This is a genomic window from Chryseobacterium sp. S0630, assembly GCF_024158915.1.
In the GTDB taxonomy this organism is placed as follows: domain Bacteria; phylum Bacteroidota; class Bacteroidia; order Flavobacteriales; family Weeksellaceae; genus Chryseobacterium.
The window spans coordinates 109053-131967 of record NZ_JAMZGF010000007.1 but is presented as its reverse complement, the minus strand read 5'-3'; the positions used below and the strand labels follow the sequence as shown (position 1 = coordinate 131967).

The 22915-nt window shown below is 35.6% G+C and carries 16 protein-coding genes; 5 read left to right on the top strand and 11 right to left on the bottom strand.

What is annotated here, in order from left to right; translation table 11 throughout:
- Positions 1-42: 42 nt before the first annotated feature.
- From NK356_RS05375 to rimP, 11 genes are all read right to left on the bottom strand, one after another.
- Positions 43-948, bottom strand: coding sequence for a GYDIA family GHMP kinase (locus NK356_RS05375; protein ID WP_253316394.1), 906 nt, complete (start codon positions 946-948; stop codon positions 43-45).
- A gap of 9 nt (positions 949-957) precedes the next feature.
- Positions 958-1833 carry an ACP S-malonyltransferase gene (fabD, locus tag NK356_RS05370; protein WP_034691418.1) on the bottom strand — a complete coding sequence of 292 codons (876 nt, stop codon included), beginning with the start codon at positions 1831-1833 and terminating at the stop codon, positions 958-960.
- Positions 1834-1903: 70 nt separating this feature from the next.
- Complete coding sequence (locus tag NK356_RS05365) at positions 1904-3871, bottom strand: LysM peptidoglycan-binding domain-containing protein (protein ID WP_253316393.1); 1968 nt, start codon at positions 3869-3871, stop codon at positions 1904-1906.
- Positions 3872-3909: 38 nt separating this feature from the next.
- Positions 3910-5496, bottom strand: coding sequence for a bacillithiol biosynthesis cysteine-adding enzyme BshC (gene bshC, locus NK356_RS05360; protein ID WP_253316392.1), 1587 nt, complete (start codon positions 5494-5496; stop codon positions 3910-3912).
- Between the two features lie 12 nt (positions 5497-5508).
- The gene (locus NK356_RS05355; RefSeq protein ID WP_253316391.1) at positions 5509-7446 is read right to left on the bottom strand and encodes a putative porin; all 1938 of its coding nucleotides are present in this window, start codon (positions 7444-7446) and stop codon (positions 5509-5511) included.
- 91 nt (positions 7447-7537) lie between these two features.
- A complete protein-coding gene (locus NK356_RS05350; protein ID WP_034691429.1) occupies positions 7538-8362 on the bottom strand; it encodes a DUF4843 domain-containing protein in 825 nt (274 codons plus the stop codon).
- 18 nt (positions 8363-8380) lie between these two features.
- Positions 8381-9883 carry a RagB/SusD family nutrient uptake outer membrane protein gene (locus NK356_RS05345; protein WP_253316390.1) on the bottom strand — a complete coding sequence of 501 codons (1503 nt, stop codon included), beginning with the start codon at positions 9881-9883 and terminating at the stop codon, positions 8381-8383.
- A gap of 48 nt (positions 9884-9931) precedes the next feature.
- Positions 9932-12823 carry a SusC/RagA family TonB-linked outer membrane protein gene (locus tag NK356_RS05340; RefSeq protein ID WP_034691435.1) on the bottom strand — a complete coding sequence of 964 codons (2892 nt, stop codon included), beginning with the start codon at positions 12821-12823 and terminating at the stop codon, positions 9932-9934.
- 305 nt (positions 12824-13128) lie between these two features.
- Positions 13129-16113, bottom strand: a complete 2985-nt coding sequence (infB, locus tag NK356_RS05335; RefSeq protein WP_253316389.1) for a translation initiation factor IF-2 — start codon at positions 16111-16113, stop codon at positions 13129-13131.
- Between the two features lie 76 nt (positions 16114-16189).
- Positions 16190-17425, bottom strand: a complete 1236-nt coding sequence (nusA, locus tag NK356_RS05330; protein WP_034691439.1) for a transcription termination factor NusA — start codon at positions 17423-17425, stop codon at positions 16190-16192.
- Positions 17426-17441: 16 nt separating this feature from the next.
- Positions 17442-17909, bottom strand: coding sequence for a ribosome assembly cofactor RimP (gene rimP / locus NK356_RS05325; protein WP_034691441.1), 468 nt, complete (start codon positions 17907-17909; stop codon positions 17442-17444).
- Positions 17910-18123: 214 nt separating this feature from the next.
- Here rimP and NK356_RS05320 point away from each other — a divergent pair, with 214 nt between their 5' ends.
- The 5 genes from NK356_RS05320 to NK356_RS05300 all read left to right on the top strand — a co-directional run bounded on the left by NK356_RS05320 (position 18124) and on the right by NK356_RS05300 (position 22878).
- A complete protein-coding gene (locus NK356_RS05320) occupies positions 18124-19437 on the top strand; it encodes a UDP-glucose/GDP-mannose dehydrogenase family protein (protein ID WP_253316388.1) in 1314 nt (437 codons plus the stop codon).
- 4 nt (positions 19438-19441) lie between these two features.
- A complete protein-coding gene (gene rfbB, locus NK356_RS05315; protein ID WP_034691443.1) occupies positions 19442-20524 on the top strand; it encodes a dTDP-glucose 4,6-dehydratase in 1083 nt (360 codons plus the stop codon).
- Between the two features lie 9 nt (positions 20525-20533).
- Complete coding sequence (locus NK356_RS05310) at positions 20534-20995, top strand: hypothetical protein (RefSeq protein WP_253316387.1); 462 nt, start codon at positions 20534-20536, stop codon at positions 20993-20995.
- The gene (gene rfbA / locus NK356_RS05305; RefSeq protein ID WP_034691446.1) at positions 20992-21855 is read left to right on the top strand and encodes a glucose-1-phosphate thymidylyltransferase RfbA; all 864 of its coding nucleotides are present in this window, start codon (positions 20992-20994) and stop codon (positions 21853-21855) included. Before NK356_RS05310 ends, rfbA begins: the two co-directional genes overlap by 4 nt.
- A gap of 174 nt (positions 21856-22029) precedes the next feature.
- Complete coding sequence (locus tag NK356_RS05300; protein WP_034691447.1) at positions 22030-22878, top strand: ABC transporter permease; 849 nt, start codon at positions 22030-22032, stop codon at positions 22876-22878.
- Positions 22879-22915: the final 37 nt, after the last annotated feature.

Sequence of the window (22915 nt, the reverse complement as noted above, 5' to 3'; positions counted from 1 at the left end):
AGTCAGAATGGCAAATAAAAAAACAGGATCACAACTATTTGATTACGAATCAATTATATTTTCCCATTCTAAAACAGTGGGAAAACCTTTCTCCCAAAAATAGTTCTTATAGTCCCCAAATTTGGCACTCATTACAAAATCTCCGCCCCATGCGCCCAAACTTTTGACAAATGAAGGGCAATCTGAGAATAACTTTTCCTTAACTGTGAGAATTTCAAGAAAATCGGCAATTTTATGTTCATGAATCATCATTAATTCGGAAAAATTTTCCAATTCATTACATAACAATATTTTTTTTGTAAGATCGGAAAATTCATTCACCAATTCCGGAGACTTCTTTTTAGACTTGTAAAAATTGATTCCTTCTCTGCTATCCTGCTTCTGATTTAAATGAATAAAAATCAGTTCATTTTTAAAAGATGGATTAAAATTTACCCTTTCATATTTTATTTCAGGTTTACTCTGAAAAAGCACTGCAGATTTTTCTTTCGCCACTGCAATGTCATATCCACTTCCTCCCAAGCTGATGGAGTTAAGATGAAAAGGATCAATCTCTGCCCATTCTGCAAGATTGTTCATCAGAGTAGAGCTGCTTCCAAGTCCGTAATCTGCCGGAAACTGAAGATTGGTTTTTAAATGATAAGTAAGATCAGTTTTGAATTTACTATTAGAAAGCTGCTGAACATTTTGCAATGTTTTGGTAATGAATTCAGCGCTTGATGGAATATTAGTTTCCAGGATCTGCCAGGTTTTATAATCAATGACAGCCTGCAACCATAGTGTATTCTGATGATAGGCTTCCCAAAGAATAAGGGATTTTCCATCTTCTTTTTCTTCAAAGAAAAACTCTTGTCCCAGCTTGGTAGGTACCGCTAAGACAAGAGCTCCATCTATTGCGAAATATTCTGAAGTAAGCATAAGCTTGCCCGGTGAAAATATCGCGCTCATATTTTTTGTTTAGATTGCAGAAGTAGCTTCTACTGATCCGTCAATTTTTTTGATCAATCCCTGAAGGGTTTTTCCTGGTCCTACTTCTACGAAGTTAGATGCACCATCTTTAATCATATTCTGAACGGATTGTGTCCATTTTACCGGACCGGTAAGCTGAGCGATCAGGTTTTGTTTGATCTCATCAGGATTGGTTACCGCTGTTGTCGTGATATTCTGGTATACAGGAATGGTCGCTTTTCTGAATTTTGTTTTTTCGATAGCTGCAGCCAGTCTTTCCTGTGCAGGCTGCATCAATGGTGAGTGGAAAGCTCCGTTTACTGGCAATAGCAATGCTCTTTTAGCACCTGCTTCTTTCAGTTTTGCGCAAGCTTCTTCTACTGCAGAAGTTTCTCCTGAGATAACCAATTGCCCTGGACAGTTATAGTTAGCAGGAACAACAATACCGCTGATCTGCGCACAAATTTCTTCAACCTTAGCATCGTCTAATCCTAAGATAGCTGCCATAGAACTTGGATTGGCATCACAAGCTTCCTGCATAGCCTTTGCTCTTTCAGAAACTAATTTCAAACCGTCATCAAAGGATAATACTCCGTTGGCAACTAAAGCTGAAAACTCTCCTAAAGAGTGTCCTGCTACCATTTCAGCACCAAGACCATTTACGGCTTTTAATGCTGCTACTGAATGTATAAATATTGAAGGCTGGGTAACCTCTGTTTTCTTAAGATCCGCATCCGTACCGTTAAACATAATGGAAAGAATGTCGAAACCTAAAATTTCATTGGCAGATTCCATCAGATCTTTAATATCTTTTCTAGAATCATACAATTCTTTTCCCATTCCTACGAACTGAGAACCCTGCCCTGGAAATACAAGTGCTTTCATGTATTGAATTAAATATTATGCAAATATAACTATAATGTTAACAATATTCTTTTAAACAGCTATAAATCATTTAAGGTACTAACCTGATTACTCTATAACCGGTATTTACATAAGCACCATTAGCTTTAGATTTTACAAACTCAAATTTGGTAGCAAGCTGAGTCTGAACTTTATTCATCTGTTTAAAGATCTCTCCTTTTTTGTTTTCTCTGGTTAGCATGTCATTGACAACATCAAAACCTACGATCGCATATTTTGGTGGAGTTTTGCAGTATTTGTTTTTATAAGCAGCCAGAATTTCTTTTTCAAAATTACCGTCTGTATTAATCTTTCTATCCATCAGATAGACCAGGCTTGCCTGGCTCAGTTCGTCTACTCTCTTCTCAAAAACCGGAGAATAGAACATACTGAAGGCTTTTATTCCCTGAACTTCTTTAGACATCGCAATCATTCTGTTAGCAAAAGCATCTCCTGCAGCATTATCATCATTCGCTAAAATAGCAATAACCGGTGCAGACTGCCCTGTCATCATATTCTGATCCGGCTGAATATCTGCCGGGGAATTAACAATAATAATATTAGGATTTTTCACCGCTTTTTCAAGGCCGGCTTTGATATAATTGGCATCTTCTTTTTTAGCATCTGCCACTATATATATTTTCTGATCAGAATAAATTCCTTTTACTTCTTCTACAATCTTATCAGCATAGGTTTGATTGTTGGTTTCAACAATAATAAGATTGCTGTAGTTATAGAGTTCAGGAGAGTTGGCGAATGGTGCTACAACCGGAATTTTCTGATTTTTAGTAAAATCAAGAACATCAATTACATTGGATTTAAAGAAAGGTCCGATAATAAGATCTGTATTATCAGGATTAATCTGCGTCAATGAATTTTTGAACGAAGCTTCATTTCCTGAATCTACAACTTTGATATCCAGTTTCTGTCCTCCTCTTGCATTTCTTTCAATAGCCAATTTAGCTCCTGTCAAAAAGTCAAGTGCCATTGCTCTGTACTGAGTTTCGTTAGTACTGTACCCGAAAGGAAGCATTAAGATAACACTTAAAGCATCACCGTTTTTCTTCACGTATGCTGCATCCTGCTTTTTGATTTTTAGAACCATTCCGGTCTTCAAACCATGTGAAAGATCCGGGTTAAGAGCAATAAGCTCATCAATAGAAACACCGAATTTATTAACGATAGAGAATACTGTATCTCCCTGCTGAACTGTATAGGTTACATAATCATCACCTAATGCAACATTGGAAGCAGCGGTTGATTTTTCGTTCCCGGAATCCATTTTTGCTTTTGGATTTGCAGTTTCTGCAACGGTATCAGTATTGGCAGTCGTATTTGTTCTTTTTATTTTAATGGTATCCCCAGGTTTCAGTCCTTTTTCTTCCAATCCTGGATTTAAAGCATAAAGATCCTGCTGGCTGATGCCAAACTGTTTTGTAATTCTGTAATAATTATCTTTAGCCTGGATTACATAAGATTCTCCTTCTGCTGCTGTAGTAACTGCTGTAGGTGTAGTAGTTGTTATTGTTTTTTCAACTGGAGTTTCAGTATGTTTTTCTGTGGTAACTGCCTGTTGAGCACCACCGTATTTTTTTATGCTGGCAAGAGGTAAGGTAATCTCGTCTCCTATCTTCAAGTGAGAATCCAATTCAGGATTCAGTTTTCTCAGATCTGTTTCAGAAATTCGGTATTGCTTTGTAATGCCATAGATTGTTTGTTTTGGCAGTAAAACAATTTTACCCAGAGAAGAAGCGCTTGTTGTTGAAGTTGCTTTTTCTGTTAGAACTGCTTTTGTCACCACCGGAGTGGCTGCTTTATCTGATTTTATAGTTAAAACATCACCGATCGCCAATTTGCCATCTTTATGTTTTGGGTTTAGCTTCAGCAATTCATCTACAGTCATTCCATACTTTTTGGCAATGTTGTAAGGATTATCACCTTGCACAACCGTATGTGATTTCTGGGCTGAAACTCCCAAAACCATACATAAACTGGATAGAATAAAAAACCTCTTTATCATATTCGATAATTATAATTTACAAAAATACTTCTTTAAAATTAAATGGCAACAATTATTAATTTTGAATCTTGAACCACCATTTCTTCCAAACAATTTTCAAGCCACGAATAGCCATAATCTGAAAAGAATACACTAAAGTTATATACTCTCTCCTGCCATGTTTTTGCAGGATGAACATCTAAAAACAGATTTTCAAGTCGTTCCAGCAATTCATTCTGTTTTATTTTTTCAGCATGAAGCAGACGTTTTTTCATTCTTTTAAATGATTTTAATTGTCGTACTTCTTCTGCCTTCACCATATTACCGAAAGATTTCTCAGTGGTTTCTGCTGAAGCTCTCAAATCAGAAAAATTACTGATCAGCAATTCTTCTTTCTCATCAAGCAATTTCAAAATCGGATTATCTTTTAAAATTTTCTGATTGGTAAGTACAGTAAAGTTCTGGAAAAAATCTTCAATTTTAAGATCAAGTTTCTCAATTTTACCCAATGTCTTTTCTTTCAGAAAAAGCATAGAGTTTCTCGGAATGAGAATAGGGAAAGGGATATTAGTTTTTGAGAAATAATCTTTCAATTCCAGCCAGTACATGATTTCGGCATTTCCTCCGATATAAGCCAGATTCGGCAATACATTTTCCTGATACACCGGACGCATTAGCGCGTTCGGGCTGAATTTTTCAGGATGGTTTTCCAGTTCATCCAGTATTTCCTCTTCAGTAAACTGGATAGGTTTATCAACAATGATATATTTTTGTCCGTTAAATTCTATTCTGTCTCTGGTTTCAGACAGGTAAAAAAGATTAATTTCCCGAGGGTTTACCTGAACCTTCCCATACTTTTCTGTCAGAAATTTCACTTTATTTTCAGAATTTCTCTGTAAGCTGAAATGAAGAAGCTCATCTTTAAAAATCTCTTTCATTTGATTTTTAAGTTTCTTAGAATCTCCATCCAGAATCAAAAGTCCAAACTCTGAAAAAAGACGGTTGACAAGGATCTTAATAGCATCCGTCAAAGTATTTCCTGCTTTATAAGCCTCCTTCATCATCAAGATGAGTTCTGTCCCAAAAATAGAATCTTTGAATTCTTTTTCAAATTCCGAAATGAAATAGGTATCACTTATTTCAATTCTCCCTACAGGACCTCCGGATTTCTCATTGGTCTCGTAATAATTATTTTCGGTTTTAAAATGATTGATCTCCGCAAAGTCATGATCTTCCGAAGCCATCCAATACACCGGAACAAAATTAAAATCCGGAAAATTTTCTTTCAGATAAGTACATGTCTTTATGGTCTGAAGAATTTTATATACAAAGAAAACAGGTCCTGAAAACAGGTTCAACTGATGTCCTGTTGTTATCGTAAACGTATTGGGCTGTTTAAGATTCTCAAGATTTTCTTTCTGTTTTGAAGATAGAGAAAGAGTTTCTAACTGTCCTTCAAATACATCAGCTAAAATGTTTCTTTTTTCAGAGGTGAAAGAATCTTTTTTCAGATGAATCTGCTGCCTGAAATGATCTAAGGAAAATGTATTATTTTCAAACCCCTCAATCTTCTGATTTAAAAAATCCTTTACCAGCTGAGGAATGCTTTCTATATCGTTAAATGATATTTTATTAATTGTTTTCAACCTGTATAGTTTTTAGTTGAACAAATACCACACGATTCCGATATTCAATCTGAAATCATACACCGGATAATGTGGAAATGCATATGCTTTGTTATTGGAAATAACAGTTCCTATCTGCTGCCCTTCTATGAAAAAGAACATTTTTTTAACCTTCATATTAATATAAATATCGGCGATAGGCTGTCCTCCAATTGAAAATGAATCTGCTCTTGGAAGAATATATTCATTAAGAACAGGAAAATAGTCTCTTGATGCAAACTTAGAAAAATAATATACTTTAACACCTGCCTGAATTTCTGCTGCTTTTTTGAAAGCCTGGGTCTGGTAGAAGAAATTGGCTCTACCGATGAAACCTGGCATTGGAAGCAGATCTTTGTTCGTTAAGGTATTCTGGAAATGCACTCTTGTATTAAGGTGGAATTTGTTGAAGCTGAAAGTAGCATCTCCTCCAATCTGAGAGATATTCACTGAATTGTCACTTTGTTTCGGACTTCCATTACTATCAAAGTAAGTATAGTTTTCGATTCTGAAATAATTGGCGAAAATTTCAGTTTTAAACCATTTCAGATTGATGCTTCCTCCCACTTCCATTACAGACTGGTTTTTCGCATTTTCAAGATAATAATTGAAGTTACTATAAACTGAAGTATTCAATAAGTAATTGAATGATGGATATGCACTCTGGAAGTTTACCTTAGCATTAACGAAATAGTCTTTGATAGGCTCAAACTTTAGATTATTGGTTGTCTTCAGGTAACTTTTAAACTGGCTTCCGTTTGAAAACTCCAGAAATGAATTTAGCTGAATTTTATCCCAAAGTTTTACCTGCAGGTTTCCTACAGCCCCGATTCTGTTTTCTTTCAGCTCGCCAGGAAAAGGCACGTTGTTGAGTGCAACAACATCTCTTATCCCGAATTTAATGATCTGATAACGTACTCCAGCATCCAATTTGAATTTTTCATTATTAAAAATCAAGCTCACGGTATTACTGAAATTCTCAGAATATTTTTTGGTTGTCAATGGAAAGCCATTTACTAAATCTGTAGGAGCGTCATACCAATAAGGCTCCAAAGCAGTTTGGTTATAGTAATATTTGTTTCCCTGATGAGAAAGAATATGTCTTATACTGAAAGGAAATTTCTCAGAATTAAATGGAGTAAACTGATGGCTCAGATAATATCTTCTGTAAGAAAACTGTGAACTTGAAGAGGCCAGATTTACCTGTGCGTTTTGTCTGTTACTATAATTGCTGTCTCCACTCTGAAACAGGTTATCTTCAGTAATCCCACCACTTTCCTGATTATTTACATTCTGGTGAAGATAATGGGCAAAAAGCTCATAGTTTCCATTTTTTGAAACATAGTGCCCTGAAAATAACGTATTGTTATTAGCTGACAAGGAGTTTCTGTAAAGCCCTTGTGAACGAAGCCCCATATATTCAAGCGCAAAATTGAATCTTTTTCCGATATTCTGAGTATAGGTAGATTTTAGAGCCGCTCCGTTTCTCATCGCATTATGATATAAAAATGTAGCTGTAGGTGTTTTGACATCATAATATTTCACATCATTTGCTCCAATGATCATGTAAGATTTGTTGGATGGCAATAAAGAAAGATTTTGTTCATCATTAACTTCAAATACAAGAGGATTAAATCCTGAACCAATGTTGGCAGGTTGTACTCTTCCGAAGTTATCTTTATTATTTTGTTGTGAAAAGATATAGGTTTTATCAAAAGTCATTACCGTATCAAAAACTTTCTTTTCAGAAAACTGGGTCTGATATTGGTAATCATTAATAGTAGGTTTGAAAATTTTCAGGGAATCTTTTTTCCCGGAATCTATTACAAGGGTGTCTTCTTTTTTAAGTTGAGGCTTAGTCTCTGCTTTATTAACGACCTGAGCCTTGGCTACAAAACCTAAAGAGAAGAGTATGAAAAGGATGTACTTCATTATTCATTATTGTACAGCAAAAATAAGAAATAAAAGGACATAAAAAACCCCACAAATGTGGGGTTAATTTTATATCAATATAGTAATTAAATTAATTACCTGTAAATACTTCGTCATAATCTCCATAACTTCCTAGTGAAGCACCAGTAGTAGGGTTTTTAACAAAATAATTAACACGAAGTTTTAATACTCTTGTACAAGCATTGAACGTAGACTTACTTCCGTCAGCAGCATCCTTCATATAATTTATACCACCATTAGCAGCAGATCCTAAACTCTGTTCAGGAGTTGTAACAATATAAGTATCTGGATTGTACTTTAATGTCAAATCCGTACCATCATCCATAAATCCGATAACTTTGAATGTACCAACACCATTTACAACACCTAAATCTTGGATACTAAATACAGTACCTGGATTTCCCCAAGACGCTACATTATTAGTAAACAATCCATTTCCAACAAATGAAGAAGCTGGACAAGCTTTAGTATATGTCAAAGTATAAGTCTGATCAAACGTAGCATTAGCAACTGATGAAGACTGTAGTTTAAACACTATTACTTTTGGATTTACAGTAGCACCAGCTTCAAGAAGCTTTACCTGGAATTGTCCTTCGATTTTACCAGCATCAACAGTTTGATTTTGATTTACAATTTGAAAATCAGTCCCTTCCACTGCTGTTGACACACTAGTATCAACTACAAGTTTCACTTGCGCTGCTCCAGGAAGTGCATGAGCTGTACCAAAATTAATTCCTACAGTAGTAGGTCCAGACCCTATCTTCACAACAGCTTCACTCCTTGTACCTTTATTAAAGTGTAAATATGATTCGCCGTCATAAACCTGAGCTTCATCTTTACAACTATTGAAAAAGAAAACAACGAATGCCAATATTAAAAATGCAATTTTTTTCATAAATTCTAAATTATTAAATTAATACCCAGAGTTTTGTTGAATATTAGGGTTTGCATTAATTTCATCCAATGGAATCGGTAATGTAAATCTATAATCACTAGCAGGTAATGTAAGTGGTAACGTTTTATTATCGTCATCATAAACATCTCTGTCAACACCTACTCCAGCAGCTACACCCATTCTTTTTAAATCTAAGTAACGGTGTCCTTCAAAACACAATTCTCTTCTTCTTTCCAAAAGGATATCAGCATATGCTTGTTGAGCACCCGTATACACAGGTAAAGCAGCAGCACCATTTTTGGATCTAGCTTTTCTTACTTTGTTAATATTATCTGCAGCAACAACCCAGTTACCCTGGTTAGCAGCTACTTCAGCTAAGATAAAATACATTTCTGATAATCTAAACATTTTGATATCATTTCTCAATTGCATAGTAGCACTTGCAAGAGGAGCTGTTTTACCAGGATATTTATTGATTACAATCACATCATCTTCTCTGGCATTTGCTCCATTAGGATAAAATCCATCAAATATACTTGAAGCATCAACAAAAACATCACGACGAACATCTCCAGCTGAAGATATTTGATTATTAATTACAGAAAATAATCTTCTACCCATATCATAGTTTACAGATCCATTAAGATCAGTAGAATTGGTAGTCCAAAGACCTGCAATATTAGACCAAGATCCTGTTGCGCTATTAGGTCTGTATAAAGACCAAAGGATTTCACCTCTTGCAGTATCTGCCCATATTGTAGAATATGATGTACCTGTACCAGGAGTTAATGCTAAACCACTTGTATTAATAACTGCATCAGCATTAAGTTTTGCATTAGTATCATCTCCTCTGTAGTTATAATATCTAGCTGCAATTGCGTTAATTGAAGCTTTCTTATCAAAATAATGCTGAGCAGACACTCCTGTTGAAACTACACTTGCATTAAAGTTTGTAAGTGCGTACTGTAAATCTGCATCAATTAAAGCAAAAACTTCAGAGTTTTTAACTCTTGGTAATTTTGTAGTAAAAATATCCGCTGGCTCAGTACTAAGCATTACCCCTAAAGCATTCGGATCCTTCATATTTGGAGAGAAATAGGCTTCAAGTGTAATATAAGCATATGCTCTTACTGCTCTAGCATTAACCAATATACCAGTATATAATGCTTTGTTCGCAGTAGACAATGAGTTATAATCAATTAAAGAACTTCCTTTTAAAAGGATATTTACTTTATTAATAATGTTATAATTACTTGCCCAAATACCTGAAACCTGGCTTGTTGTAGAATTAAGTACAAATCTGTGTGTTAAGATATCTGATGTACTTACGCTACTTGGACCAAATCCCACCTCATCCGTAAACAGTGAAGTAAAAAAGATCTCATTAGTTGGGTTCACAGCTGGATAAACACTTCCATTAAGAAACTTCTGCATATCATCCACCGACTGAAAAGCAACATTTGCATCATTAATCTCTCCATCCTGGACAATTTCTAGTGCATCATTACATGACGTCAGCACTAAAAAAAACGATAATATATAAAATACTTTTTTCATTTTAATAATTTTTTAGAAATCAATTTTCACCCCTACTGTATACATTCTCGGGTTAGGATATACACTTAAATTTGATCCTGTAAGTGGCTCAGGGTCGAAACCTCTCCATTTTGTCCATGTATAAAGGTTCTCTCCTTGTACATAAATTCTAAGTCCGGTAATTGGAAGATTCTGTAACTGTTCTTTTCTAAGCTGATATCCTATTGTAACAGATCTCAATTTTAAGAAAGAAGCATCTTTGATGAAATAATCAGAATCAGCAGTGTATCCCCAGTTTGTAGCTCTTAAGCTTGGAGTATCAGAATTTGAATTCTGAGGAGTCCATGCATTTAATAGATCTGTTGACATGTTTGAAGACCCTACAGCAGTTGATCCTAACCCTTCAGGATTTGCTAACCAATAAAGAGCGTTATCAAATTTCTTAACACCCTTTTGGAATGTGAATAATCCATCCATGAAGAATCCTTTATAATTGGTTTCGAAACCAAAACTTCCTGCATATTTAGGAATTGGACTCACATCAAGGAATTGAGCATCTTCCACTTTTGGAGCTTCTGTAACCCCACCATCTTTAGTATAGAATAATAAATTACCATTACTCTTATTAACCCCTGCATATTTGTAAACATACCATTCACTTAGTGTATGTCCAGCCATATTAACCGTTGTCCCTGGTTCCGGATCACCAAAAATGGTATAGTCATTAACTTTATTATTGTTATAAGAACCATTAGCAAAAAGACTAAAAGTAAGATCATTAGTCTTGATAACATTATAACGTAATCCAAGTTCAATACCTTTATTAGTCATTGATCCATTATTACCGCTTACGCTGTAAGAACCTGAAACTCCTGAAATAGGTATTGTACTGAATAGGTTAGTTGTTTTCTTCTGATACACATCAAGAGTACCTTCTAACTTATTGTTAAGTAATGTAAAGTCTAATCCAATGTTTGCCTGAGCAACATCTTCCCATTGTACTAGTGGGTTTCCATAAGCAAAACCTAGCCCAAGAGCATTACCATATCCTGTTGGAGAAGTATATAAATCTCTTACAACCTGGCTAGCTGTTAATAATGGGTTTGAACCTGGAGTAGCTGCAATGATATTTTGGTTACCATTTGTTCCATAAGAAGCTCTTAGCTTAAGAGTATTAAACGTAGACCCTTCCATGAAGCTCTCTTTATCAATATTCCATCTACCAGCTACTGACCAATATGTTGCCCATCTGTTTTCTCCAACGAATCGGTATGATGCATCTCTTCTCAATGTTCCCTGGAACCCAAATCTTCCTGCGTAGTCATAACTTACCGTTCCAAAAATACCTAAAGTACCTGCTGTAACTCTTGAAGCACTTACAGAAGGGATATAAGGAGATGTTGCTGAGTTATCAAATGGCACATATCCTGTACCTGAACCTGGCACATAAGTTCTTGGGTCTAATCCGTTTTGTCTTCTTGTTGTAGATCTATAATATACTTTATTATATTCCATATTTACGGAAGCGTCCACAGAATGCTCATCTAATTTACCGCTATATAATGCTGAAACAACATTGTTAATAGTCAAATCCCTAGTTGTGATCTGATCTTCAAAACCTGTATATTTAGCAGTTCCCTGAGTTGCTAAAGCTAAGTAAGCCCAAGGAGCTCTACCTGTGATTCTATCACTTTGTCTGTAATCAATACCAAGTTTATTACTAACAGTAAAGTTTTTGTTAATAGAATAAGCAGCACCTAAGTTTGCACCGATAGATACCTGATCTACCATATTTGGAAGATTCCCTCTTGTTAGAAGGTTTTGCAATACATAGATATTATTACCATTATTAAAGTTAGTTCCGATGGAGTTAAATAACTGCTGTCCATTCGCATATTTGGTCGGAGATAAGTATGGTAAACCAAGAAGAACCCCAAGAAGTGGGTTTTGTACAGAGTTATTTCTGATACCTGTATTAGTTTCTTCGTTTAATTCGTTTCTTCTTGAGAATGCAAGAGCAATCTGTGAATTAACGTTTAATTTATTATCTTTAGATTTAGCTTGAATGTTTGATCTAACAGTAAATCTTTTAAAGTCTGTAGTTGGTACGGCTCCTCCTTGCTCCATATAACCGAAAGAGTTATAAGAAGATATATTGGCTCCACCTGTAGAAAGTGCCACATCATGAGACTGGAACATCTCTGGCTTGAAGAAAAGTTTTTTCCAATCTGTATTAATACCTTGAGCTAATGCATCTTTAGCCGTAAGATAATTTGGATTAGTATCGGATAAACCATATAATTTCATAATCCCCATATACTGCTCAGTATTGGCAAGATTATATTTATCAAGTGGTCTTAGTGACATCCCTGTCATCCCTGTATAGGAAAGCTTAAATCCACTGTTATATTTCCCTCTTTTTGTTCTGATAACAACTACACCATTTGCTCCACGGTTACCGTAGATAGCTGTTGCAGCTGCATCTTTCAGAATAGTTGTAGACTCGATATCATTAGGGTTCAAGTTTCTATATTCTGAAGCATTTGATGGAATATCATCAATAACGATTAAGGCATCTGTGTTACCATTAATAGAGCTCGTACCACGGATCAATAAGCTAAACTTTGCAGAACCCGGGCTACCAGAACCACCATTCATAATTACCCCTGGTGCTGACCCTTGTAAAGAAGTTAACATATTGACATTTGGTCTGTTCTCGAAGAATACCTCCCCAACAGTATTAGAAGCAACAGTTGACTTAGGTTTTGTAATACTCTTTGAGTACCCTAACAAAACTACTTCATCAATTGATGTTTCTTTTTTTACCGTGTCCTTTTTCTTAGTTGTTGTCTGCTGCTGCGCAATTACCATTCCTCCAAAGAAAAATAGCGCCCCAGCACTCAATACACGTAATTTAACATTCATATTAACAAATTTTAATATATTTAATGGGCAAATATGTTAATAAATATTAACATCCACAAATTAAACCAGTGTTTAAACATCCGTTTTTTTTACTATTTCATTTAAAATTTACACAAAACAAATAAGATTCAATAATAATAGACAGTTTTTATTCAATAAAAGATAATTTTTTTACAGGTCAAATTAGTTTTAACAAATTATTAATAATTCAAAAAATATTATTTAGAATCATTATAAATTGAGAGAGTATAAAAAATAAAAAAACCACTTTATAAAAAAGTGGTTTTCACATATTTAGGATATATTTATTTTAGTTTTTTCTTGACAGCTACTTCTTCGTAAACTTCAAGGATATCTCCGATTTCGATGTCATTGTAACCTTTCAGATTCAGACCACATTCGTAACCTTTCGTTACTTCTTTAACATCATCTTTGAAACGTTTCAAACTTTCAAGCTCTCCGTCGAATTTAACAATTCCGTCTCTTAATAAACGTACTTTAGACTGTCTTGTTACTTTTCCGGTAAGAACCATACAACCTGCAATTGTTCCTACTTTAGAAATCTTGAATACCTCACGGATTTCAACATTACCAATCACCTGCTCTTGAATTTCCGGAGAAAGCATTCCCTCCATCGCTTCTTTTACCTCATCAATTGCTTTATAGATTACAGAATATGTTCTGATCTCAATTTCCTCACGATCTGCAAGTTCTTTAGCATTAGCACCTGCTCTCACATTAAATCCAATGATAATAGCATCGGATGCTGCTGCTAAGTTGATATCAGATTCAGTGATTTGTCCAACACCTGAGTGAAGAATTTTAACACTGATTTCTTCTGTTGATAATCTTTGTAACTGATCAGAAAGAGCTTCTACAGAACCATCCACGTCACCTTTAAGGATAATATTCAATTCTTTGAATTCTCCTAGAGCAATACGTCTACCCAATTCTTCAAGCGTCGTATGCTTCTTCGTTCTGATTGATAATTCTCTCTGTAATTGTTCTCTCTTATTGGCAATAGCTTTACCTTCACTTTCGTCAGCATAAACACGGAATTTATCACCAGCTGTAGGCGCTCCGTCCAAACCTAAGATTGTTGCAGGAATTGATGGTCCCGCTTCGTTAAGGTTTTTCCCTCTTTCATCAAGCAAAGCTTTTACTTTACCGTGATTTTTACCAGCAACTACATAATCTCCTACTCTTAAAGTTCCGGTCTGTACCAGCATTGTTGCTACATACCCTCTACCTTTATCTAAAGACGCTTCAATAACTACTCCGTTTGCTGCACGTTCAGGGTTTGCTTTTAATTCAAGCATTTCAGCCTGTAGTAAAACTTTCTCCAACAATACATCTACGTTGTTACCGAATTTAGCCGAGATTTCTTGTGCCTGAACATTTCCACCCCATTCTTCCACTAAAACCGGAGGGTTTAAGCCAGAAAGTTGTTGACGGATATTATCAGGGTTTGCATTAGGTTTATCAACTTTATTGATTGCAATAATCATTGGAACCTGTGCAGCCTGTGCGTGAGCAATAGCTTCTTTTGTTTGTGGCATCACATCATCATCGGCAGCAATTACGATAATTGCAATATCCGTAATCTGTGCACCTCTTGCTCTCATCGCAGTAAAGGCTTCGTGACCTGGTGTATCTAAGAAGGTAATTCTCTGACCACTCTCCAGTTTCACGTTATAAGCACCAATGTGCTGAGTAATTCCTCCCGATTCACCGGCAATTACGTTAGTTTTTCTAATGTAGTCCAATAATGAAGTCTTACCGTGGTCAACGTGTCCCATTACAGTAACTACAGGAGCTCTTTGTAATAGACTTTCTTCAGTGTCTACTTCATCTTCTGAATCTGTATCTTCAAGATCAGCATCTGAGAATTCAATTTTATAACCGAATTCATCTGCTACTAATAATAAGGTATCAGCTTCAAGTCTTTGGTTCATGGTAACCATTACACCTAATGAGAAACAAGCAGAAATTACTTCAGTTGGAGAAACATTCATTAAACTTGCCAATTCACCTACTGTGATGAATTCTGTTACTTTAAGAGTTCTGTCTTGTGCTTCAAGCTCCTGCTGACGCTCATCCTGCTCTCTACGGAAAGTTCTCTTGTCTTTTCTGTGTTTTGCAGATTTAGATTTACCTCCTTTATTAGTAAGTTTTTCTAATGTTTCTTTGATCTGGTTTTTAACTTGCTCATCAGTTAGCTCAACTGGCATAACTCTTTGTCCAGGTCTGTTGTTCTGACCTCCTTTTTTGAAGCCACCACCTTGACCTTGACGATTTCCACCGCCCTGGTTATTTCCAAAACGATTTCCACCTTGGCCACCTTGACCTTGAGGACGGTTTCCTTGTCCTCCCTGACCACCTTGGCGGTTTCCACCTTGACCTTGGCCACCGTTGTTATTATGTGGACGGTTACCTTGGCCTTGGCCACCTTGGTTATTGTTGTTATTTCCTGAGTTTTGATTATTCCCCTGACCTTGTTGGTTATTCTGGCCACCAGGTTTTTCAATTCTCTTTCTTTTCTTTTTTGCTCCAGCACCTGGCTTCGGCGCAAACTGAGTTAAGTCAATCTTCTCCCCAACGATCTTAGGACCGTCAAGCTTCTGATATACCGTCTCAATTTTTTGTGGTTCCTGAGATTCAGGTTCAGCTTCTACTTTTGGAGTTTCTACTTTTTTCTCCTCTGCAACCACTGGTTTTGGAGTTTCTTTTACTGTTTCCACAGGTTTAACTTCTTCTTTTTTCTCCTCCATTTTTGGCTTGTCTTTTTTCACAGGTCTGTTTCTAGATTCTATTTGAGACAAATCAATTTTATCCAAAACTTTAAATTCCTGCTTCTCAGGCGCTGCTTTAACTTCCGGCTGTTGTTCTTCTTTCACGATTTCTTCTTTCTTTTCTTCAACCGGTGTCGCAACAGGAGCCACAGGAGCTTCAGGAGCTTCCTCAACTTCAGGCTTCTTAGGTTCTAAGTCTATTTTACCTAAAATTCTAGTTTCTGGTTTATTTGCTTTAGCTCTTATCACTTCAGGGGTTTTCTTTTCTTCAATTTCCAGTTTTTCTTCCGGAACTTTAGTGATCACCACCTCATGGGAAGCCTTTCTTTGTTCGCCGTCTTTAGCAAACTCAGCCTCCAATGCAGAATATGCCGCTTCTTCCAATTGAGCGTTAGGATTGCTTTCAACTTCGAAACCCCTTGATTGTAAAAACTCTACTAATCTGGACATCGAAATGTTGAATTCCTTAACCGCTTTATTTAATCTAATTTTTGGCATTTATATTATTTACTGTTTTTAATTTTTAAAATTAAAGTATTTCCTTTTTACTGTTTATTAAAATTTATTTAAAATCTTAATCTTCAAATTCTTCTCTCAGAATACGTTTAACCTCTTCGATGGTTTCTTCTTCAAGGTCTACCATATTTAAAAGACTCTCAGTTTCTTTATCCAATACTGATTTTGCAGTTGTAAGTCCTACTTTCTTAAACTCATCCAAAATCCACTGCTCGATATCATCGTTAAATTCTCTCAATTCAACATCGTCATCCTCGCTGGACTCTCTGTATACATCAATTTCATATCCTGACAACCAAGAAGCCAGTCTAATATTCTGTCCTTGTTTTCCAATTACTTTAGAAATCTCTTCAACAGGAGTATATACTAATGCATAGTTTTGATCCTCATTGATGTCAATTTTATTGACAGTAACGTTTCCTAAAGCTCTCTTCACCAAAATCTCAGGGTTTTTAGACCACTGAATAACATCGATGTTCTCATTTCTCAACTCTCTTACAACCCCATGAATTCTGGATCCTTTAACACCTACACAAGCTCCTACCGGATCAATTCTGTCATCATAAGCATCTACTGCAATCTTCGCCTTTTCACCAGGAATTCTCACTACCTTTTTAAGGATAATTGTTCCGTCCTGGATTTCAGGAATTTCCAGCTCTAATAACTTCTCAAGGAACTTAGGTGCAGTTCTGGAAATAATAATCTGTGGTTTAGAACCTTTAAAATCTACTGTCTCAACAATAGCTCTGATATTCTCACCCTTTTTAAAGAAATCGGATGGGATCTGGTTTTCTTTTGGTAAAATAAATTCATTTCCTTCATCATCCAGCAAAATCACATGCTTGTGACGGATATGGTGGATTTCTCCAACAACGATTTCACCAATTTTATCTCTAAACTGTTCGTACAGCATTGCATTATTGTGTTCCTGAAGTTTTGTAGCAAGGATTTGCTTAAGGGTAAGAATATTTCTTCTTCCCAATTGTGCAACAGGAATTTCCATTGTAAAGTCCTCACCTACTTCGAAGGTAGGGTCAATCTTCTTTGCTTCAGAGATTTCAATCTCCAAATCATCATCTTCAGACATTTCGTCCTCTACAATTGTTTTATTCAAAAATATCTGAAAATCTCCTTTATCCGGGTTTACAATCACATCAAAATGATCATCTGAATCAAATCTCTTTCTTAAAAGAGTCTTCAGTGAATCTTCAATAATTGCCATAAGATCAATCTTACTGATCCCCTTTTCGTCTTTAAAATCACCAAAGGATTCAATCAACGCTATATTATCCATCTATTCTTTTTTCTTTTTAAAATTTAATTACTACTAATGCTTTTTTGATCTCAGGATAAGAAATCTCTTTCTCCTCCTCCACATCTACTTTTCCTTTCCCGATATCTTTCGGCTTTCGGTAACGTAAAACAAGTGTGATCTTCTCATCGTCTACTTTTGACAATTCTCCTTCAATTTTAGAAGAATCCTCCAGCATCACCTCAATCTCTCTTCCAATGTTTTTACTGAACTGTCTTGGTGTGGATAATGGCTCGCTCAGTCCTGCAGACATCACCTGAAGGCTGAAGTCATGCTCTTCACGATCCATATTAAATTCAATTGCGCGGCTTGCATCAAGACAGTCCTGCAAAGAAACTCCGTTATCACCATCCAAAATCACTGTAATATCATCCCCTGCAGAAATTTTAAGATCAATAAGAAACAGATCTTTTCTGGTCTCAAGGAATTCATTTAATAATTCTTCAATTCTTTTTCTAAACTCCATATATTTTTATCTTGATTTACAGTACGAAAAAAGGCTTTCTTCCGAAGCCTTCCCATTTTTTCCGTAAATCCATTGCAAATATAAGCTTTTTTTCTAAAAATGCAAAATTATCTTAAGTATCAAGCAAATAGCGCAAGATTCATTTACAATAAATTAAAAGAGTATGTCACAGGATTTTTATTACTTTTGTCTTTAGAATTTTAAAACAAACATTTTGAATATAACGATTGTAGGAACAGGTTATGTAGGATTAGTTACAGGAACTACTCTGGCAGAACTTGGCAATTCAGTATACTGTGTTGATATTGATGAAAAAAAAGTAGAAGGTATGAAAAACGGCATTGTTCCCATCTATGAGCCGAACCTTGAAGAAATGTTTTTAAGAAACATCCAGTCTGAAAGATTATTTTTCACTACCAACCTTAAAGAAGCTTTAGACAAAAGCGAAGTTATATATCTGGCATTGCCTACTCCTCCGGGAGAAGACGGATCTGCAGATCTGTCTTATGTACTTCAGGTGGCTAATAATATTGGCGAAATGATGACTGAATACAAAGTCATTGTTAATAAAAGTACCGTTCCTGTAGGCACAGCAGATAGGGTAAGAGAAACAATCTCTTCCAAAACAGACATTCCTTTTGATGTAGTTTCAAATCCTGAATTCTTAAGAGAAGGGTTTGCTGTTGAAGACTCTATGAATCCTTCAAGAGTCGTTGTAGGGGCAAGTTCGGAAAAAGCTAAAGACATTATGTCTAAAATATACCAGCCTTTTACCAATACCGGAATTCCAATCATTTTTATGGATGAGAAGTCTTCAGAACTTACCAAATATGCAGCGAATTCATTTTTAGCGGTAAAAATCACCTTCATGAATGAAATTGCCAACTATTGTGAAAAGGTAGGTGCAGATGTGGATAAGGTAAGACTGGGAATGGGAAGTGATGACAGAATCGGGCACAGATTTTTATTCCCGGGAATCGGATATGGAGGAAGCTGTTTCCCTAAAGACGTAAAAGCGCTTATAAAATCTGGGAAACAGGAAGATTTTAATTTCCAGATCCTGGAAGCTACTGAGAATGTAAATACCACCCAGAAAGTTATTTTAGTCTCTGAGATTGAAAAATATTTCGGAGGAAATATCGAAGGAAAGAAAATTGCCATGTGGGGGCTTGCCTTTAAAGCCAACACAGATGACATCAGAGAAGCTTCCTCATTAGACAATATTGCCCTTTTATTGGAAAAAGGCGCAGAAATTGTAGCATATGATGCTGTTGCTGAAAGTAATGTTCAGAAACTTTTAGGTGATAAAATACAATACGCTAAAGGAATGTATGATGCACTTGAAGATGCAGATGCGCTATTTATTGCTACAGAATGGCCGGAATTCAAAAATCCAAACTTTGAACTGATGGCTAAAAAAATGAAAAACAAAGTCATTTTTGACGGCAGAAATATGTATCCCTTGGAAGTCCCTGAACAAAACGGATTTCATTATAAAAGTATAGGAAGAAAGACCATCTCAAAATAAACAAATGAAAAACATTATCATTACAGGAGGTGCCGGCTTCATCGGTTCCCATGTTGTAAGGGAATTTGTAAAAAACAATCCGGATACAACGATCATCAATCTTGATGCCCTTACTTACGCCGGAAATCTGGAAAACTTAAAGGACATTGAAAATGAACCCAATTATGTTTTCGAAAAAGCAGACATCACTAATCCTGAAGAACTTAGAAAAGTTTTCGAAAAATACAATCCGGATGCGGTTGTACATCTAGCAGCAGAAAGTCATGTAGACAGAAGTATTACAGATCCAATGGCATTTATCAACACGAATGTAAACGGGACCGCTAATCTTCTGAATCTTTGCAAAGAGTTCTGGACGTTAAACCCTGATCATACTCACGGCAGATTCCCGGATGAAAAAAGAAATAATCTTTTTTATCACATTTCTACTGATGAAGTGTATGGAAGTTTAGGGGAAACAGGATTCTTTTTAGAAACCACATCATACGACCCTCAATCTCCGTATTCAGCTTCGAAAGCAGCTTCGGACCATTTGGTAAGAGCTTACGGAAATACCTATGGAATGCCTTTCATCGTTTCCAACTGTTCTAATAACTACGGACCGAATCATTTTCCTGAAAAACTGATTCCGCTTTGTATTTCAAATATCATCAATGAGAGACCTCTTCCCATTTATGGTGACGGAAAATACACCAGAGACTGGTTATTTGTTATTGATCATGCCAAGGCTATTCATCAGATTTTTAAGGAAGCAAAAACCGGGGAGACTTATAATATCGGAGGATTCAATGAATGGCAGAATATTGATCTTGTAAAAGAACTGATCAAGCAAATGGATGCCAAGCTGGAAAGACCGGAAGGTTATTCTGAAAAACTGATCACTTTTGTTAAAGACAGACCGGGTCACGATAAACGTTACGCCATTGATGCCACAAAACTGAATAAAGATTTAGGCTGGAAACCTTCAGTTACCTTTGAAGAAGGATTAGCAAAAACCATTGACTGGTATCTGGAAAACAAGGAATGGCTGGAGAATGTAACCAGCGGAGATTACCAAAAGTATTATAACCAACAGTATCAACCTTAGGAAATATGTATGAAAAAAATTTTTTTCACGTTTATATTTTCACTGTTTTCTATTAGTTCTTTATATTCTCAAGAAGTTTTCTTTGGTATGCATCCTCCTCCCAAAATTGAGGAAAGTAGAAAAAAATTACTCAATGATTTTTTTGCCGCCAGCAATTATGAAAATAGTATCAAAAATCTAATTGCTGAGAAAATTTCATGGAATATAGATAATCAAAATTATGACATTACATTATTACAAAAAATAGTTGATAATTTTAATTTAGAAAAGTACAATCAACGTTGGAATTCTTTCTATGTACTTTTTTATGAAATTCCAGATGATCAAATTATAGAAATCACAAAAAAATATAAAAACAACGAGTATAAACCCAACTCACAAACATTTTTCATCTCACCAAATATCATACACACCATTGATATTTATATAAATGATGAGATCAGAAAAATTACACAAAACCACACCAAATGAAAGGAATAATATTAGCCGGAGGATCCGGAACAAGACTGTACCCTCTTACCATTGCAGTAAGCAAGCAACTGATGCCTGTTTACGACAAACCCATGATCTATTATCCGCTTTCCACACTACTTTTAGCAGGAATCAAGGATATTCTGATCATCACAACTCCACATGACCAGGCAGGTTTCATCAAACTTTTGGGCGACGGCTCGCAAATTGGCTGTAATATAGAATATGTTGTTCAGCCAAGCCCGGACGGCTTAGCACAAGCTTTTATCCTGGGTGAAGATTTTATAGGTAATGATCCCGCAGCACTGGTATTGGGAGACAATATTTTCTATGGTTCCGAAATGGGAACTTTATTGAAAAACAAAACCAATCCGGAAGGAGGAGTTGTTTTCGCTTATCACGTTGCAGACCCTGAAAGATATGGTGTAGTGGAATTTGATGAAAATCTGAAAGCCGTTTCTATTGAAGAAAAACCTTTAAATCCCAAATCAAACTATGCAGTTCCCGGACTTTATTTCTATGATAATAATGTAGTGGAAATTGCAAAAAATATCAAACCTTCTGCAAGAGGTGAACTGGAAATCACAGATATCAACAATGTTTACCTAAACACTGGAAAGCTTGAAGTAGCAGTACTGAACAGAGGAACTGCATGGCTGGATACAGGAACATTTGACTCTCTTCATGACGCTTCAGAATTTGTAAGCGTTATTGAAAAAAGACAAGGATTTAAAATTGGCTGTATCGAAGAAATTGCCTTCAGAAATAAATTTATTGATGAAGAAAAACTTCTTGAAACCGCTACTAAATACGGTAAAAGCGGATACGGCCAATACCTGAAACAACTTATCGGAAAATAACAAATATAATTTATAAAATCCACAGACTATTGGCTTTATGGCCAATAGTTTTTGTTCATACCGTCAAATATCAATATATTAGTTGTTGATTTTTAGTTTTATTGACTATGAAAATTCATAAACTAAGAGATACGGTAAGAATTAATTATTATAAATTTGCAAAAACTTACACAGATGAATGAACCACAACAGAAGTGGACGGAGACGATTGATGCAGATCATTCGTTATTTGACTTGAAGCTAAAAGAAGTCTGGAGATACAAAGATCTTGTTTATATGTTTGTAAAAAGAGATTTTGTGTCCAGCTTTAAGCAGACTATTTTAGGGCCAATCTGGTTTTTTATTAATCCCATTCTAACTACTATCGTCTATCTGGTGATTTTTGGAAGAATTGCCAAATTACCTACAGATGGAGCTCCACCCCTTCTTTTCTATCTGGCAGGGGTTACTCTCTGGAATTACTTTTCGGCATCATTACTTGCTACCTCATCTACTTTTACAGGGAATGCGGGAATCTTCGGAAAAGTTTATTTCCCAAGACTGGTTACTCCATTGTCTATTGTTATCTCTAACCTGATGCGATTTGGAGTACAGCTTATTTTATTTATTCTTGCATGGGCATATTATTATAGTAAAGGAGAGGCTCATCCTAATATCTGGATTCTTGCAACGCCATTCCTTATATTCCTAATGGCCCTTTTTGCATTAGGAGTTGGAATGATCTTTTCTTCACTTACTACAAAATATAAAGACCTGAGTATGCTTCTGGGTTTTGGAGTAAGTTTATATATGTATGCAACTCCAGTGATATATCCTGTTTCATCACTACCAGGATTCTTTAAAAAGTTGGCTTATTATAATCCTTTAACCGGTATTTTTGAATGTTTTAAATATGCTTGGATAGGCGTTGGAGACTTTTCTCCTGCCATGTTGGGAATTAGTACTGCTATTATTCTTATCCTTTTAATGATAGGAATTGTTGTTTTCAATAAGGTTGAAAAAACCTTTATGGATACTGTATAACCTTTGTTGGTAAACTTTTTTATTAATTTAAAATCTT

Excerpts from the sequence above, each read along its gene's own strand:
- rimP (WP_034691441.1), bottom strand. The coding sequence starts at position 17,909 with ATGGAGTTTAGAAAAAGAATTGAAGAATTATTAAATGAATTCCTTGAG.
- rfbB (WP_034691443.1), top strand. The coding sequence starts at position 19,442 with ATGAAAAACATTATCATTACAGGAGGTGCCGGCTTCATCGGTTCCCAT.
- NK356_RS05310 (WP_253316387.1), top strand. The coding sequence starts at position 20,534 with ATGAAAAAAATTTTTTTCACGTTTATATTTTCACTGTTTTCTATTAGT.
- NK356_RS05350 (WP_034691429.1), bottom strand. The coding sequence starts at position 8,362 with ATGAAAAAAATTGCATTTTTAATATTGGCATTCGTTGTTTTCTTTTTC.
- NK356_RS05340 (WP_034691435.1), bottom strand. The coding sequence starts at position 12,823 with ATGAATGTTAAATTACGTGTATTGAGTGCTGGGGCGCTATTTTTCTTT.
- NK356_RS05375 (WP_253316394.1), bottom strand. The coding sequence starts at position 948 with ATGAGCGCGATATTTTCACCGGGCAAGCTTATGCTTACTTCAGAATAT.
- nusA (WP_034691439.1), bottom strand. The coding sequence starts at position 17,425 with ATGGATAATATAGCGTTGATTGAATCCTTTGGTGATTTTAAAGACGAA.
- fabD (WP_034691418.1), bottom strand. The coding sequence starts at position 1,833 with ATGAAAGCACTTGTATTTCCAGGGCAGGGTTCTCAGTTCGTAGGAATG.
- NK356_RS05355 (WP_253316391.1), bottom strand. The coding sequence starts at position 7,446 with ATGAAGTACATCCTTTTCATACTCTTCTCTTTAGGTTTTGTAGCCAAG.
- rfbA (WP_034691446.1), top strand. The coding sequence starts at position 20,992 with ATGAAAGGAATAATATTAGCCGGAGGATCCGGAACAAGACTGTACCCT.
- NK356_RS05300 (WP_034691447.1), top strand. The coding sequence starts at position 22,030 with ATGAATGAACCACAACAGAAGTGGACGGAGACGATTGATGCAGATCAT.
- NK356_RS05365 (WP_253316393.1), bottom strand. The coding sequence starts at position 3,871 with ATGATAAAGAGGTTTTTTATTCTATCCAGTTTATGTATGGTTTTGGGA.
- infB (WP_253316389.1), bottom strand. The coding sequence starts at position 16,113 with ATGCCAAAAATTAGATTAAATAAAGCGGTTAAGGAATTCAACATTTCG.